The organism is Streptomyces sp. Ag109_O5-10, from assembly GCF_900105755.1.
Classification (GTDB): domain Bacteria; phylum Actinomycetota; class Actinomycetes; order Streptomycetales; family Streptomycetaceae; genus Streptomyces.
Genome location: NZ_FNTQ01000001.1, coordinates 1,796,528 through 1,809,733, shown reverse-complemented (window position 1 = coordinate 1,809,733; position 13,206 = coordinate 1,796,528). Strand labels below are relative to the sequence as shown.

At 68.2% G+C, this 13,206-nt stretch carries 10 protein-coding genes and 3 pseudogenes; 7 read left to right on the top strand and 6 right to left on the bottom strand.

The genetic code is table 11. The annotated features are described in order from the left end of the window. Positions 1-510: 510 nt before the first annotated feature. Complete coding sequence (locus BLW82_RS08315; RefSeq protein WP_218162409.1) at positions 511-1,275, bottom strand: SDR family NAD(P)-dependent oxidoreductase; 765 nt, start codon at positions 1,273-1,275, stop codon at positions 511-513. A gap of 271 nt (positions 1,276-1,546) precedes the next feature. Between BLW82_RS08315 and BLW82_RS08310 the strand changes: the two genes are divergently transcribed. Next, positions 1,547-1,897 (top strand): HD domain-containing protein, encoded by a 351-nt coding sequence (locus BLW82_RS08310; RefSeq protein WP_256215706.1) that lies wholly within the window; start codon positions 1,547-1,549, stop codon positions 1,895-1,897. Between the two features lie 91 nt (positions 1,898-1,988). After that, positions 1,989-4,478: a SpoIIE family protein phosphatase gene (locus tag BLW82_RS08305; protein ID WP_256215705.1), complete on the top strand. Its 2,490-nt coding sequence runs from the start codon at positions 1,989-1,991 to the stop codon at positions 4,476-4,478. A gap of 198 nt (positions 4,479-4,676) precedes the next feature. On the opposite strand, the pseudogene BLW82_RS08300 reads toward BLW82_RS08305, so the two are convergent. After that, positions 4,677-5,252 (bottom strand): annotated as a pseudogene (locus tag BLW82_RS08300) (transposase); the annotation flags it as partial. Positions 5,253-5,581: 329 nt separating this feature from the next. Between BLW82_RS08300 and BLW82_RS08295 the strand changes: the two are divergent. The 4 genes and pseudogenes from BLW82_RS08295 to BLW82_RS08280 form a co-directional block, all read left to right on the top strand. Continuing rightward, the gene (locus BLW82_RS08295) at positions 5,582-6,211 is read left to right on the top strand and encodes an STAS domain-containing protein (protein ID WP_371131314.1); all 630 of its coding nucleotides are present in this window, start codon (positions 5,582-5,584) and stop codon (positions 6,209-6,211) included. Positions 6,212-6,267: 56 nt separating this feature from the next. Then, positions 6,268-6,873, top strand: a complete 606-nt coding sequence (locus BLW82_RS45255) for a hypothetical protein (RefSeq protein ID WP_256215704.1) — start codon at positions 6,268-6,270, stop codon at positions 6,871-6,873. 309 nt (positions 6,874-7,182) lie between these two features. Then, complete coding sequence (locus BLW82_RS45250; RefSeq protein ID WP_256215703.1) at positions 7,183-7,632, top strand: ANTAR domain-containing protein; 450 nt, start codon at positions 7,183-7,185, stop codon at positions 7,630-7,632. Between the two features lie 78 nt (positions 7,633-7,710). Then, positions 7,711-8,416, top strand: a pseudogene (locus BLW82_RS08280) (ANTAR domain-containing protein); the annotation flags it as partial. Positions 8,417-8,716: 300 nt separating this feature from the next. Here the strand turns inward: BLW82_RS08280 and BLW82_RS44320 are convergent. The 3 genes and pseudogenes from BLW82_RS44320 to BLW82_RS46225 form a co-directional block, all read right to left on the bottom strand. Next, entirely contained in the window at positions 8,717-8,884 is a 168-nt protein-coding gene (locus BLW82_RS44320) for a hypothetical protein (RefSeq protein WP_177232876.1), read from the bottom strand. 1,327 nt (positions 8,885-10,211) lie between these two features. After that, complete coding sequence (locus BLW82_RS08265; RefSeq protein ID WP_093507922.1) at positions 10,212-11,264, bottom strand: fatty acid desaturase family protein; 1,053 nt, start codon at positions 11,262-11,264, stop codon at positions 10,212-10,214. Between the two features lie 246 nt (positions 11,265-11,510). Then, positions 11,511-11,630 (bottom strand): annotated as a pseudogene (locus BLW82_RS46225) (YhjD/YihY/BrkB family envelope integrity protein); the annotation flags it as partial. A gap of 252 nt (positions 11,631-11,882) precedes the next feature. Here BLW82_RS46225 and BLW82_RS08255 point away from each other — a divergent pair. Then, positions 11,883-12,716 (top strand): YhjD/YihY/BrkB family envelope integrity protein, encoded by an 834-nt coding sequence (locus tag BLW82_RS08255; protein WP_093498197.1) that lies wholly within the window; start codon positions 11,883-11,885, stop codon positions 12,714-12,716. A 74-nt stretch (positions 12,717-12,790) separates the two neighbouring features. Here the strand turns inward: BLW82_RS08255 and BLW82_RS43860 are convergent, their stop codons facing one another. Beyond that, the gene (locus tag BLW82_RS43860; RefSeq protein WP_143063650.1) at positions 12,791-13,000 is read right to left on the bottom strand and encodes a hypothetical protein; all 210 of its coding nucleotides are present in this window, start codon (positions 12,998-13,000) and stop codon (positions 12,791-12,793) included. Between the last annotated feature and the right edge of the window lie 206 nt (positions 13,001-13,206).

The window sequence follows — 13,206 nt, the reverse complement described above, 5'->3', positions numbered from 1 at the left end:
GAGGCGCTGGCCGCTCTGGCCCAGCGTGCCGCTCGCCGGCACCGGAACGTGCTCGCCGCGGCGGTGCCCGGTTGTCCTGGGCGGTCGAGTGGACCGCCGAATCGCTGCGAGCCCTGCCGACGACCCTCGCAACCGCAAGTGACGGCGGCGATCTGGGACATGTGCGGACCCGCCGGGGAGCACCACACGGCCGAGCTGACCAACCTCTTGTACCGCGACCGCCGTTCCTATGGTCGTCGACCACACTGCCGGAGGAGTTCGCGCCTGTGGAATCGGGTCAAGGCGGTGTCGCCCGGACCGGTCCGCACGCCGGGCTGGACAGACAACTGCCGACTGGCACACGGCGTGGTCGCCGCGTTCGGCGTCGCACGGGAGCGAGCATGTACTCGCCGAGGGCGTGCCGAAAGCATGGGTGCCGTGCTCGGAGGGATGGCCGAGGCCGACGAGTTCGCCGCAGCCGTCGCATTTCTGCTGGGGCCTGATGCCCGGTGGATCAGCGCAAAAGCGTATTCAGATGAGTTCGAGGCCTCCGTCGATCGTGAGAACCTGGCCCGTCAGCCACGTTGCGGTGGGATCTGCGAAGTGGACGACCCAGGAAGCGACTTCCTCCGGTTCTCCCCTCCTCCCCAGAGGGATCCGGGATGCCTGCTCCTTCTTGACCTTCATCACCTCCTCCTCCGTGAGTCCGCTGACGTACAGAGCCTCGCTCTCGGTCGGACCGGGGGCAATGGCATTCACTCTGATCCCGTCCCTGGACAGCTCGACCGCCCAGGTCCGCGTCAGCTGTTCCAGGGCGGCCTTGGTCGCCCCGTAGTGGGCACCGCCCGGGTGGGGGCGATGGCCGTAGGTGCTGGAGATGTTGATGATCGAGCCCTTGCTGCGACGCAGGTGAGGCAACGCTGCCTGGGCGAGCATGGTGGGTGCGATGACGTTGAGGTCGAACAGGTCGGTGATGCGCGAGCGTGTCACCTCGTCGAACGAGACACGTGCGGTGGCGCCGGCGTTGTTCACCACCACGTCAAGCTGCTTCCACCGGTCGATCGCCGTACCGATGATCAGCTCAGGGGCATGCTCCGAGCGCAGGTCCGTGGCGAGAGTCGCGATGCCGGGGTGCATGGCGGCAGTCTCCTCCAGGGCCACCTGGCGTCGTCCGACACCGAGGACGTGCGCCCCCGCTTCGGCCATCGCGACCGCCGTTGCTCGGCCGATCCCAGTCCCGGCTCCGGTGACGATGACGACGCGGTCATGAAGGGGTCGGGCGTGCTGGTGTTCCATCATGCGTCTTCCTCTTGCTGTACGACTGGCGTCAGGACACGACCGCCCGCCAAACATCGGCACAGTCGGTTGTCCACGATGGGGACGTCCAGGACTTTCATCCGCCATGGACGAGGATCGCACCCGCTGCGTGGCGGAGCCCACAACCCCGCTGCCCGCCTGTCCGGATTCGGGTGACTCATGGCCGGACCGAGGGAGCGCCGGACGCCGGGTGGTCGGCAGTGTGGAAGACGGATGCACTGTCCAACTGATACCGGGAGGAGCAGAGGTCATGAGCGAGATCATCGCGGGGGTGGAGATTCCTGAAACGGCGGCGGTCGCCGAGGCCACCCGCCTTATGCAGGAGATGACCAGCCCGCTCATCTACCACCACTCCCGGCGCGTTTTCGTCTTCGGCGCCATTCATGCTCACAGGCTTGGCGTGGAGCCCGACCCGGAGCTTCTCTACCTGTCCGCCATGTTCCACGACACGGGCCTTTTGACGCCGTTTTCCGACGTGGAGCAGCGCTTCGAGGTCGATGGGGCTGATCACGCATCGAAGCAACGTCTGACGGGTCGAGATCACCGCCGCAGCCGCCGTCGGAGGCGGTGCGAACGGACTGCTGGCCCCCGTGCCTGGTAGCTCGATCACTCCTGCTCTGGATTTGTCCATCCACCAGACAGCCGAGCAGTTGGGGGGACCACATCGCCGGGGGACACAGAAGGGAGAAGCGGTGGGCAGTTCCGCAGCGACAGCAGTCTCCGAGGCTCAGACGGCCATCAAGAGAGTCCGCCCAGCGATAGCTCTCCTGGACGAGCAGGGGACGGTGGTCGGATGGTCACAGGCCGCTCAGCAGCTCGTGGGCTATTCGGCCATGGAGGTGGTGGGGCGGTCCGCCGGTGTCCTGTTGGTGGCCGCTGACGACCGAGCAAGGGCTTCACAAGCCGCACGAGAGAGCACCCTCCGGGGCTGCTGGTCCGACCTTGCGCAGGTGCGCCACCGCGACGGCCGCAGCATCGACGTGTTTCTGTGCGTGTCATCGCTGTCCGGGCATGACGGCCGGGACTGGTGGGTGGTCTGCGCGGCCGACAAGGCTTCGCTTCCCGCGTGGCCGGCCAAGGTCACAGCGGCGGAGCCGCTCCACGCCAGGCTGCCGCTGCCGAGCCGCCTGCCGATCGGCGTCGTCATACGGGACACGCACCTACGCTGCATCCAGGCGAACGACACCCAGGGCTCCAAGGACGGCATTCCTCTCCACAAGCGGCTGGGCCGCAGGCTGACGGAGGCGGCGCCCGGGGCGAAGGCCGAAATGCTGGAGGCAGTGATGCACCAGGTGCTGGAGAGCGGCGACCCGGCGATCGACGTGGACTACCAGGCTTTCCTGCCGGCCAATGTGCGAAGCAATCGGATGTTGACGGCGTCCTACGTCCGCCTCGACGACGCGCAGGGACGCGCGCTGGGCGTGTGCGTCGTGAGCGTGGACGTCACCGACAGCCGGCGGGCGCGAGAGCGTCTGGCAATCCTCGGCGAGGCCAGCAGGCGCATCGGCACCACTTTGGATGTCATGCAGACCGGGCAGGAACTGGCCGACCTAGCCGTGCCGCTCCTCGCGGACTACGCCACCGTCGATCTGGCGGAGTCGGTCCCACTCGGCGAGGAGCCCTTGACCCATCTCAGCCCACAGGGCGGGCGGATCCCCGTCTTCCGCCGTGCGGGCCTGGCCTCGATCCACCCGGGAACGCCGGAGTCTCTGTTCGCTCGCGGAGAGCCGGTCTTCGTCCCGCCCACTTCGCCCTTCACCGGCGTCCTGCGCTCCGGGAAATCCCACTTCGAGCCCCTACTGGACGCATCCCCCGGCACATGGCTGGATCACCACGACGCGGCGCGGGCGCAGAAGCTCCGCGAGCACGCCATGCACTCGTTGATGATCGTTCCGATCAAGGCGCGGGGCGCAATGCTGGGTGTGGCGGTGTTCGTGCGGACGAAGGACGCCAGGCCGTTCGAGGAGGACGACCTGCTCTTGGCAGAAGAACTCGTCAACTGGGCAGCGCTGGCCCTGGACAACGCCCGCCAATACGTGCGCGAACGCTCCGCGGCTCTCGCCCTGCAGCGACTGCTGCTACCCCACCGCCCCACAGGCGGCTCTGCCGCTGATGTGGCCTGGCGCTACCTGCCGGCCGACAGCCACCACGGCATCGGGGGTGACTGGTTCGACGTGATCCCCCTCTCCGGCGCCCGCGTCGCCCTGGTCGTCGGCGACGTGGTCGGACACGGCATCAATGCGGCGGCGAAGATGGGACAACTCCGCACCGCCATGCGCACCCTCGCCGACATGGACATGCCTCCCGACGAAGTACTGTCCCGCCTCGACGAGCAGGTCATCCGCCTCACCGAGGCGGAAGCCGAGCCCCGGCACCAGGCCACCACCGCGATGGCCGCCACGTGCCTGTACGCCGTCTACGACCCGGTCACCCGAACCTGCACCATGGCACGGGCCGGCCACCCTCTGCCCGCGATCATCGATCCTCACGGCCACGTCACCTTCCCCGACCTGCCCACCGGAGCACCGCTCGGCCTCGGACTGGTCCCCTTCGAGTCCGTAACCTGGGAACTCACCGAAGGAAGCGTGCTCGCCCTCTATACCGACGGTCTCGTCGAGGTCCGCGACCAGGACATCAGCGCCGGCATGAACCGCTTGCGCGCGGCCCTCGCGCGGCCCGACCTCACACTGGACGATCTGTGCTCTTCCGCAGTGGACACACTGCGGACCCAGCCGCCGAGCGACGATGTCACTCTGCTCCTCGCACGGACCCGCTCGCTGAACGCAGACCAGGTCGCCTCTTGGCAGTTCCCCAGCGACCCCGCCATAGTCAGCCGTGCCCGAACCCTCGCTACCCGGCAACTCACCCAGTGGGGACTAGAACAGCTGGCCGAGTCCACGGAGCTGATCGTCAGCGAACTGTTCACCAACGCCATCATCCACGGCAGCAGCGACTGCAACGGCGACCGCACGATCGGCCTACGCCTCATCCGACACGAGATGCTGACCTGCGAAGTCTCCGACGCCAGTAACAGCCACCCGAGTGCGCGCCACGCCCGCACCACCGACGAACACGGCCGCGGCCTCTTCCTCGTCAATCAACTGTCCCGCCGATGGGGAACCCGCCACACCTCGGACGGCAAAATCATATGGGCTGATCAGCAACTGCCAACCAGTGCGTGAAACCACCGGGTCTGTACGGTGCAGGCACAAACGAACCCGCCCTCGTTCCTGTCCTCAACCCGGCGACAACGCGCGGGTTCAGCGGTTCGCCCTTTCAAGAATCCGCGAACTAGCACACTTCAGGTCGGGACATCGCGTTGGTCGGGGTGTGTCAACTTAACGGCCCTGTCTCACATTCGGTGGTGGCGGAGCGTGCTGTTATCCGAGGAGGATGCGGTGCCGGAGCAGGGTGAAGCTTGCTCGTCCGTGCATCTGGCGCGCGACCCGTTTGGTCTTGGTGTTGACGCCCTCGGTGGGGCCGTTGCTGTAGGGAAGCGTGAGGGCGGCGATCACGGCGTCGATGTCCCGGTCCAGGCCCCGGGTGAAGGCGTGAAGGTGGGGCAGATCAGCTGTTCGGACCTGGGTGATCCAGCGCGTGAGCGCATCGGGGTTGTCGGTGTGTGGCGTAAGAAGCGGGGCGAAGCCCCTGATGCCCGCGCTCAGTTGGGTCATCTCGGCGCAGGCCGCGGTGAGTTTGGCCAGGAGATCGTGCTGCTCGGCTGTGAGGTTGTCGGGCCTGGTCAGCAGCATCCGGGCGAGTCGGCGTGGGGAGATGTGGCTGCGGTCGGCGTCCGCGCGGCCCTGGTTGATGTACTTGTGCAGGAGGTTCAGACAGCCCGTGAAGCCGAGGGTCTTGATCTCTTCGAAGAGGTGCTGGACCGGGACGCCGGGGTCTTCAGCTCGGCGTTTGCGCAGGTACTCGCGGTAGGGATCGACCAGGCTGGCACGGTACTGAGCGCCTGCCGTCTGGGGTCGTTGCCCCACACGGCCGGGTGACCGCTTGCGGCACCACGTCCAGAACCTGTAGTGGCTGTGCGGCGCCCGCGAGACGAACTCGCCGTCCGCCCCGCTGCCCGCCACTGCCATACCTGAGCGGCTGTTGGCCGCCACCTCTGTGCCGCAGGCCCAAGTCCCGTGCACGGCACCCGATATGCGCGCGCCGCTGCGCTTTCGCGCCGTCCACGTCATCCTGGGCGGCTTCGGGCCGTCCGTCGCACCGGGTTGGGGACTATGCTGCAGTACGGACGTCCCAGACCCCGGCGGCTTGTCGTTGCTCGACACAGATGGCTGCGGGGAGCGGACCTTTCGTCCGTCACCCGGCGCATCCCTGGAGGGAACTGGGTGGGTCCTCTGACCTGTCGCACAGGCTGACGGACCGGCCATTGCTCCACCTCCGCCGAACGTACGCCCCTGCCGACAGCGCACCAAGGGGCCGGGATCCCCGGCGTCACCGCGCGCTGCCGGATGGTCTTCCGAACCGAGGCGTCATGCCCCTCCCACAGCTCACCGTCTACCGTCAAGACCGAAGGCACCGGGCACAGATCACCCTGGCTGGTGAGATCGACCTGGAATCGGCGCCGCTGGTGCGTGCATCACTGCAGCGGTGTCTGCACGACGGCATCCGCACCATCGACGTCGACCTCGCCCTCGTCACCTTCTGCGACTGCAGCGGCCTCAACGCCTTCCTCCACGCTGCACAGCAGACCGCCGAGGAAGGTGGGACGCTGCGCCTGCACTACCCGCCACCGACACTGGGCCTGCTCCTCGACCTCACCGGTTCCAGGTTCCTGCTCCTTGGCGTTCCGTTCGGGCACCTGCCACCTCCTCCCGGGCATGTCCCAGCCCCGACCGCTCCAGACCCGCCACACCGGACTGTTCCTCCGGCGCCCGTCCTCTCGGGCGATGTGAAGTGACGGAGCAGCCCATGTGGAGGCAGCTCCACAAGCCCCATGCAGGCGACTCGTCCGCCGTGGACGCGGTGCGGTTGCGCCGGGTGAACCGCTGGCTGGCGCAGGGCCTGGCCGAAAAGCCGGCGGATCTGTACACGGACTCCCCCGAAGCGTCTGCCCCAGGGGCATACCGCGGCCGCAGCCACCAGGACTTCCTCAACCGTCTCACCGGCGACATCCGTCGGCCGGGCTGCGCCATGGTGATCGTGGAGACCGACAGCCTGGTGGGATGCGCCTTCGGATTTCCGGTGCACAGCGACGGCTTCTGGTGGCTCGATTTCGACGGAGCATTACCACGGAGCATCGAGCAACTCACCGGCTCCGGGGCCGTCTTCGCGATCACCAGCGTCCTGGTCCGCCCGCACCCGCACGACAATGACGTGGCCCCCCAGTTGCAGGAGCCGCTGCTGAGCGACCACCAGGCGTCCCTCGGCGCCACCTTGGTGAATCAGAACGATCGCCCGAACCTCACTGCGCTTCGCTCCTGGAGATGGCTGGGCATCGGAGAGGTTTGGCGGCCGGCGGGGCCCACCATGTTGCGTGCTCTGGTACTCCCCCTCGGGGAACGAACCGCGGTGAGGCTGGAGGGACTTGCCCGCGATGCCTGGACTCGGTGGCCCAGGTGAGGTCCGACAACCGATCGGCCCGCATCCAGACGCTGGTCGCCGAACAGGCGGCCCGACGCGGTGCCCGGGTCGGCGTGGTGGATGTGTGCACCGCGGCCGTGGCCGCGCTGCCGGTCGGTGGGGCGGGGCTGTCGGTGATGTCGAGGGCCGCAGCGAGCCATCCGTTGTGCAGCACCGACGACATCAGCGCCCAGCTGGAGGAGCTTCAGCTCACGCTGGGCGAGGGGGCCTTGCGGGGATGCCTTCACACGGGGCTCGGCCGTCCTGACGCCCGATCTGCTGACCGGAGCACTGCAGGACCCCTGGATCGTGTTCGCCGACGCGGCCCTGAAGGCCGGAGCACGCGCAGTCTTCGCCTTCCCCTTGCAGATAGGGGCGATCAGCCCGGGGGTTCTGGACCTGTACGCCAATGTCCCGACCGTGCTGGACGCGGAGGAGCTGGCCGACGCGCTGACTTTCGCCGATCTCGCGGCGTTGCTCCTGCTCGATGCGCGGATCGACGAGACGGGCGCGCCGACCGACGAACCGTTGCCGGACCGCGGCTTGGAGGACCTGGGCGGATACCGGGCGGAAATCGACCAGGCCACCGGCATCCTCACCGTCCAACTTGGCGTCGGCATCGAAGAAGCCTTCGTCCGGCTCCGCACCTACGCGTATATACAGAGCCGCCGGCTAGCCGATGTGGCCGCCGACGTGGTGGCCCACCGGCTCCGCTTCTCCCCGGAGACGGAGCCGGACCATACCGGCGAGGAAATCTGACGCACCGGTGCCATCCGATGAACGTGCTGCACCACCCGCCCCTTCCCGGCGGGACTAGTCTCAATCGAGGGTGTCACGATGAATCAGCAGCTCCTGGCCAAGACCTTCGTCGAGCTGGCCGACAACCTGGTCGCCGACTTCGACCTGATCGACTTCCTGCGCCTGCTGACCGACCACTGCGTCGGACTACTCGGCGCGAGCGCCGCCGGCGTGCTGCTCGCCGACCGGGACGGCGAGCTGCGCGTGATGGCCGCCTCCGACGAGCAGGTACGCCTGCTTGAGCTCTTCCAGCTCCAAAACGACGAAGCCCCCTGCCTGGAGTGCTTCCGCACCGGCACGCCGGTGATCGTCCCCGACCTGACGCGGGAGGTCGACCGCTGGCCGCGCTTCGCCACGACGGCCCACCGCAGCGGTTTCGGGGCGGTCCAGGCCCTGCCCATGCGCCTGCGGGACGAGGTCGCCGGCGCCCTGAACCTCTTCCGCGCCGCCCCCGGCCCCTTCGACCCGGCCGGCACACTCATCGCCCAGGCTCTGGCCGATGCCGCCACCATCAGCCTGCTGCAACAACGTTCCAGCCAGCGCAGCACGGTCCTCAACGAACAGCTGCAGACTGCGCTGCACAGCCGCGTGCTGATCGAACAGGCCAAGGGCATACTCGCCGAACGCCAGGGCATCGACATGGAATGCTTTCACCGCCCTGCGCGGCTACGCCCGCGCCCACAACCGGCGCCTGTCCGACCTGGCCCGCGCCTTCATCGACGGCTCCGAACCCCTCCCCGGCCTGGCGCCGAGACGGCGAACGCACGTACCGGCGCCAAGGAAGAACCAGACTCACTCCCATTCCGTCGGCACAAGAGCCGCTCTCCGGCGCGCTTGAGCGCAGGGAGCAGGAAAGCACCCGTGGGCTTTGGAACGGGGCCGAGGAAGGCCATGTCGAGGGTGGCGTCGCGGCACAGGGAGCGGAAGAAGCACCATCTCGCCGGCTTCGGCGGACTGGCCGTCCTGTCACTCGACGCACTGGCTCATCGGCGAGATCCCCCGCAAGGGAGCAGCGGCGGATGCAGGCCGGACGGGGCGGGCGGGGTCAGTGGGCCGGACTCTGGAGGTGCAGTACCGATCTCACGGCGAGGTAGAGCACGTCTGCGATGAGGAGCAGCACTCCGGCGGAGAGCAGGTACAGCATGCCTTCGGTGGTCGCTCCGACGATGACCAGCACGATCGCGGCGATCAGCAGGAGGTAGAAGATGGTCATGGCGTGATGCCTCGGTTCGCAGGTGCGCGCGTGCTGGAGGCGCGGCAGGACAGTTGTGACGGCCGCGTGCTGTATGCGTCCTCGGTGTCGGGGGTCGTGCGCGTACGGGTTGTTTCCCAGGCTGGGCAGGGGCGGCTACCAGTAGTGCCGCCGTCCGGCGACCTTGTGTCCGACGGATCCCAGGATCTATAGGGTGATTCCGAGGACGATCATGACGTCCTTCGATCTTGTGGAGTGATGCTAGGCCCCTGTTCTCAGGGTAGACCCGCCCTTCGGGGGTGGCTCCCGAACAGTGCAGTCCCTATTCCGCTCCGCGGGGGTGGCGGTCCAGGTCTGGGATCTGCCCCCGGCCCGCTCGTGGCCAGGTGACGGCACGTGGTGTGGCTCGCCACCCTCATCGGGGTCCTCTCCCTGTCCGCGATCACGCCTGTGTGGCGCGAGTCCCCAGCCCGCGGGCAGCCTCGGGGTCTTCTCCCCGGCTCGTGTTCTTACCGTAGATCGCATCCAGCGCCGTCACCTACTGCCTGCTCGGGACCGGCCTGGTCATCCAGTCTTGGCTCGTCGTCGTGTTCGGCGGTGCGCTGGTTGGCCGTTTTGCTCCACCATGATCCGCTCCGCGTGGCACGTGGTGCCGACTATGGCCGGGCCGGGGCCCTTCGCCAGCCTGTGGCGTCACTGACCGGGCTCCAGTAGTTTCGGCTGCTGTGCCACTGGTTCACCGCGCGCCGACGGGCGAGGAAGCAGCGTAGGCAGACAGCCGTTTTGGAAGAGGGAGTGGTCCGCGTCGCAGGTGCCTGTTCGGGCTCCTGGGTCGGACCAAGAGTGTTCGGTCCGACCTCGAGGCCGCGTGCCATGCAGGTGTCGAGGATGCGGGGCAGAGCGCCGAGGGCCGAGCGCCAGGCGCCGGGGCCGACGTGCAGTCGGAGTCGTGGAGCAGGATGGTGCCGCCGCCGTCCAGGTCGCGGACGACGGTGCGGTGAATGGACTCCGAAGACGGGCTCGCTCGCCCCGCTGGCGTTCACCGGGCTCCCGCAGATGTGCCCGGTCGCGGCCCGAGGGCCACTGGTCTGACAGCGGTCGCATCGCCGACAGCGCGAAGCGATCGCAGTGCGCGGCGCCGGCGAGGACCGGGAGCGCGCCACCGATGGGTGACCGCCGGTACGGGCCCGGTTTCTGTTGCGGCCCTCACCATCGGGCCGAGGTCGGGGAACACCGCTCATAGTGGCGGCGGTGCCTGCTCTCGCCCGCCCGCTGACGGGTCGGCTGCGGGTTCGGCCCCGCGGACCGGGACGAGCATGGTGACACGGCCCCCTGGGGCAGATGAGCGTCATACGTGGGCGGTGCTGACACGGGCTCGCCGCAGTGGCGCTCCTGCTCGGTGGAGGCTGGCGAGTGCTTGCCGGTAGGAGGTGATCAGTCCGGTTTCCAGGTAGTCCACGCCCAGGTCCTGGCAGTAGTGGCGGACGATGGACCGGGCCTTGCGCAGGTGGGGGCTGGGCATGCTGGGGAACAAGTGGTGCTCGATCTGGTGGTTCAGTCCGCCCAGGGCGAGGTCGGTGAACCAGCTGCCGCGTACGTTGCGTGCGGTGAGGACTTGTCGGCGCAGGAAGTCGGGGCGGTCGTTGCCGGTGAGGATCGGCATGCCTTTGTGGTTGGGGGCGAAGAGGCAGCCGAGGTAGATGCCGAACAGTCCCTGGTTGACGGCCAGGAACGCCATGGCCATGCCTGGCGGGAGGACGAGGAACACTGCGGTCAGGTAGGCGGCGATGTGCCCGTAGAGCAGCGTGCCGTCCAGGGCGCGGTTCTTCAGGGCGCGGTTGCGCAATGCTCGCGCGCTGGAGACATGAAGGTTGACCCCTTCGAGTAGGAGCAGGGGAAAGAAGAGGAACGCCTGCCGGCGGCCGAGGAGCCTCGGCAGTCCGGTCGCGGCGCGGGCCTGGTCCTGGGACCACACGAGCAGGTCGGGGGCGATGTCGGGGTCGAGGCCCTCGTGGTTGGGGTTGGCGTGGTGGCGGGTGTGTTTGTCCTGCCACCATCCGTAGCCCATGCCGATCGCGGCCCCGGCGATGCGGCCGCACGTCTCGCTGGGCCGGCGCCGGCGGAAGACCTGGCGGTGCGCGACGTCGTGGGCGAGCAGAGCCACCTGCCCGAACATCACGGCGAGGAACGCGGCGAGCGCCAGGGTCCACCAGCTGGCGCCGATGAGGACGAACGCGCTCCAGCCGCCGGCGTAGGCGACGGCCACGACGATGGACCGGACGGTGTAGTAGCCGGGGCGCCGGTTCATCAGGCCGGCCTCGGTGATCTTCCTTGACAGGCGGGCGAAATCACTGCCGCCTGCGGGGGGAGGCGGGCGACGGGGCGGGGTATGCGTGGTCATGCTGTCGGTGTGTCCTTCCCGGCTGATGGGCCGCGTCCGTCGGTGTGCCGGAAGCGAGGCGGCAGCCGGGTACCCACATCCCTGAGACCGGCAAACCGGCCAGGGGTGCTTGCCAGAGTTTGCGGGTGTCGCGGGGCTCTCGACGCAGGACGTCTCCCCGGACGGGTGGCCGCTGTCGATGGCCCGGGCGCGTTCGAGTTCGGCGTTGAATTCCAGGCCGAGCAGGATGGCAAGGTTGGAGATCCACATCCAGACCAGGAAGATGATGATCGCGGCCAATTCGCCGTAGGTCTTGTGGTAGCTGCTCAAGTGCGCCGCGTAGAAGGCGAACGCGGCGGAGGCGATGAACCAGAGGACGATGGCCATGAGGCTGCCGGGCTGATCCACCGGAACGTGCGTTTGACGTTGGGTGCCGCCCAGTACAGCAGGGCGGTGATCGCGGCGAAGAGCATGATCATCACGGGCCGTTTGGCGATGTTGTGGCCCCTGGGATCCACGATGTTGTGGTTGCGCACTCACGGATACCGGCTTCCTGGATCGGGGCCTCGTCCTGAGCCGTTCGGGCAGCTGCGTCGCGCCCTCGCGGGGCACCGGGGTCGACCGTGGTAGTCGACAGGCATGCCGATGAAGACCCCGGGTGCTGCGGGCCGTTCCTCTCTGTTCGAATGGCTGGGCCGCGTGATCAGCCATTCACCAATTGGACGTGGATGGCGGCGGAGCAGCGACCTGGGCTTGGGGCAGCGTTCGCTGGGCTTCGCGGCGCTGGGGTTCCTCACGCTGGTGCCGCTGCTGATCATTGTCTCTTCGGCCGATCCAAAGCATGGGCGGGGATTCGCGCAGTGGCTGGGGGAAGGACTCGGCGTGTCGACGACCTCCAGGGAACATGTGGAGCAGTTGTTCATTCGTCCCGGTCAGGCTCTGCGGACCACGACCGCGTTCGGAATCGCCGTCCTCGCCGCTTTCGGCCTGGCCTTCGGGGTAGCGGTGCAGTCCGGCTATGAGAAGGTCTGGGATCTGCCCCCGGCCCGCTGGTGGGCCAGGTGGCGCCATGTGGTGTGGCTCGGCGTACTCATCGGCTATCTCTTCGCTTCCGCCACCACCACGCTGCGACCTGAATCCCTGGCCGGCGCGTTCGTTGCATCGCTGAGCGCCGTCCTGTTCTTCTGGTGGTCGCAGCGGATACTGCTGGGCGGGCGGGTTCGCTGGCGCGCTCTGTTGCCCGGCGCGGTGGCCACCATGGTCGGGCTGCTCGGTCTCAGGGTCTTCTCCCGGCTCGTCTACTCGCCGCTGATCGTGTCCAACGCCGTCACCTACGGCCCCGTCGGAACCGTCCTGGTCATCCAGTCCTGGCTAGTCGGTGTGGGCGTCGTCGTCTTCGGCGGTGCCCTGGTAGGCCGGCTGCTGCACGAGGAACTCCCGCGCGTGGCACGTGCCCTGAAACGGCGAGGATGAGACGGGACCTCGGAGCCCGGAGCTGCTCACGCCCGGACGCCCGGACGCCCGGCGCCGGTGAGGCGTGCGCCTGATCAGGGTGCATCAGACCGCATTCTCGCGTGGACGACGGCCATGCACGGCGAGCAGTAGCGTTCGGCCGGCGTGTCATCGAGGACGGGTCTGGCACGCACGGTTTGTGCGACCTCCTGTCCGCACAGTGTGGTGCGGGCATCGCTCTTGGCCCTGAGGTGCCACATGACCCCGGCACCGGTCGTTGCAGGGTCGGCGATCATCTCGTACATCGGCCTCTCCCCTGGTTGAGACCCCGGCGGGCCGTGGGTCGCTTCGTCTGGGGCGAGCCGGGTAGCGCGCTGCTGGCCGGACCGGACCCCACCCCGCTCGTCCATGCAACTGCGCAACACCTGATCGGACCATCGGAAAGGGGCCGATCGGGTGAACCGGAAGGTGTCAACCTGCTCGGACTCAATGTGAGTCACGAGTATTGCGA

Excerpts from the sequence above, each read along its gene's own strand:
- BLW82_RS08255 (WP_093498197.1), top strand. The coding sequence starts at position 11,883 with ATGCCGATGAAGACCCCGGGTGCTGCGGGCCGTTCCTCTCTGTTCGAA.
- BLW82_RS44320 (WP_177232876.1), bottom strand. The coding sequence starts at position 8,884 with ATGACCATCTTCTACCTCCTGCTGATCGCCGCGATCGTGCTGGTCATC.
- BLW82_RS08295 (WP_371131314.1), top strand. The coding sequence starts at position 5,582 with ATGGCTGCGGGGAGCGGACCTTTCGTCCGTCACCCGGCGCATCCCTGG.
- BLW82_RS43860 (WP_143063650.1), bottom strand. The coding sequence starts at position 13,000 with ATGTACGAGATGATCGCCGACCCTGCAACGACCGGTGCCGGGGTCATG.
- BLW82_RS08265 (WP_093507922.1), bottom strand. The coding sequence starts at position 11,264 with ATGACCACGCATACCCCGCCCCGTCGCCCGCCTCCCCCCGCAGGCGGC.
- BLW82_RS08310 (WP_256215706.1), top strand. The coding sequence starts at position 1,547 with ATGAGCGAGATCATCGCGGGGGTGGAGATTCCTGAAACGGCGGCGGTC.
- BLW82_RS08315 (WP_218162409.1), bottom strand. The coding sequence starts at position 1,275 with ATGGAACACCAGCACGCCCGACCCCTTCATGACCGCGTCGTCATCGTC.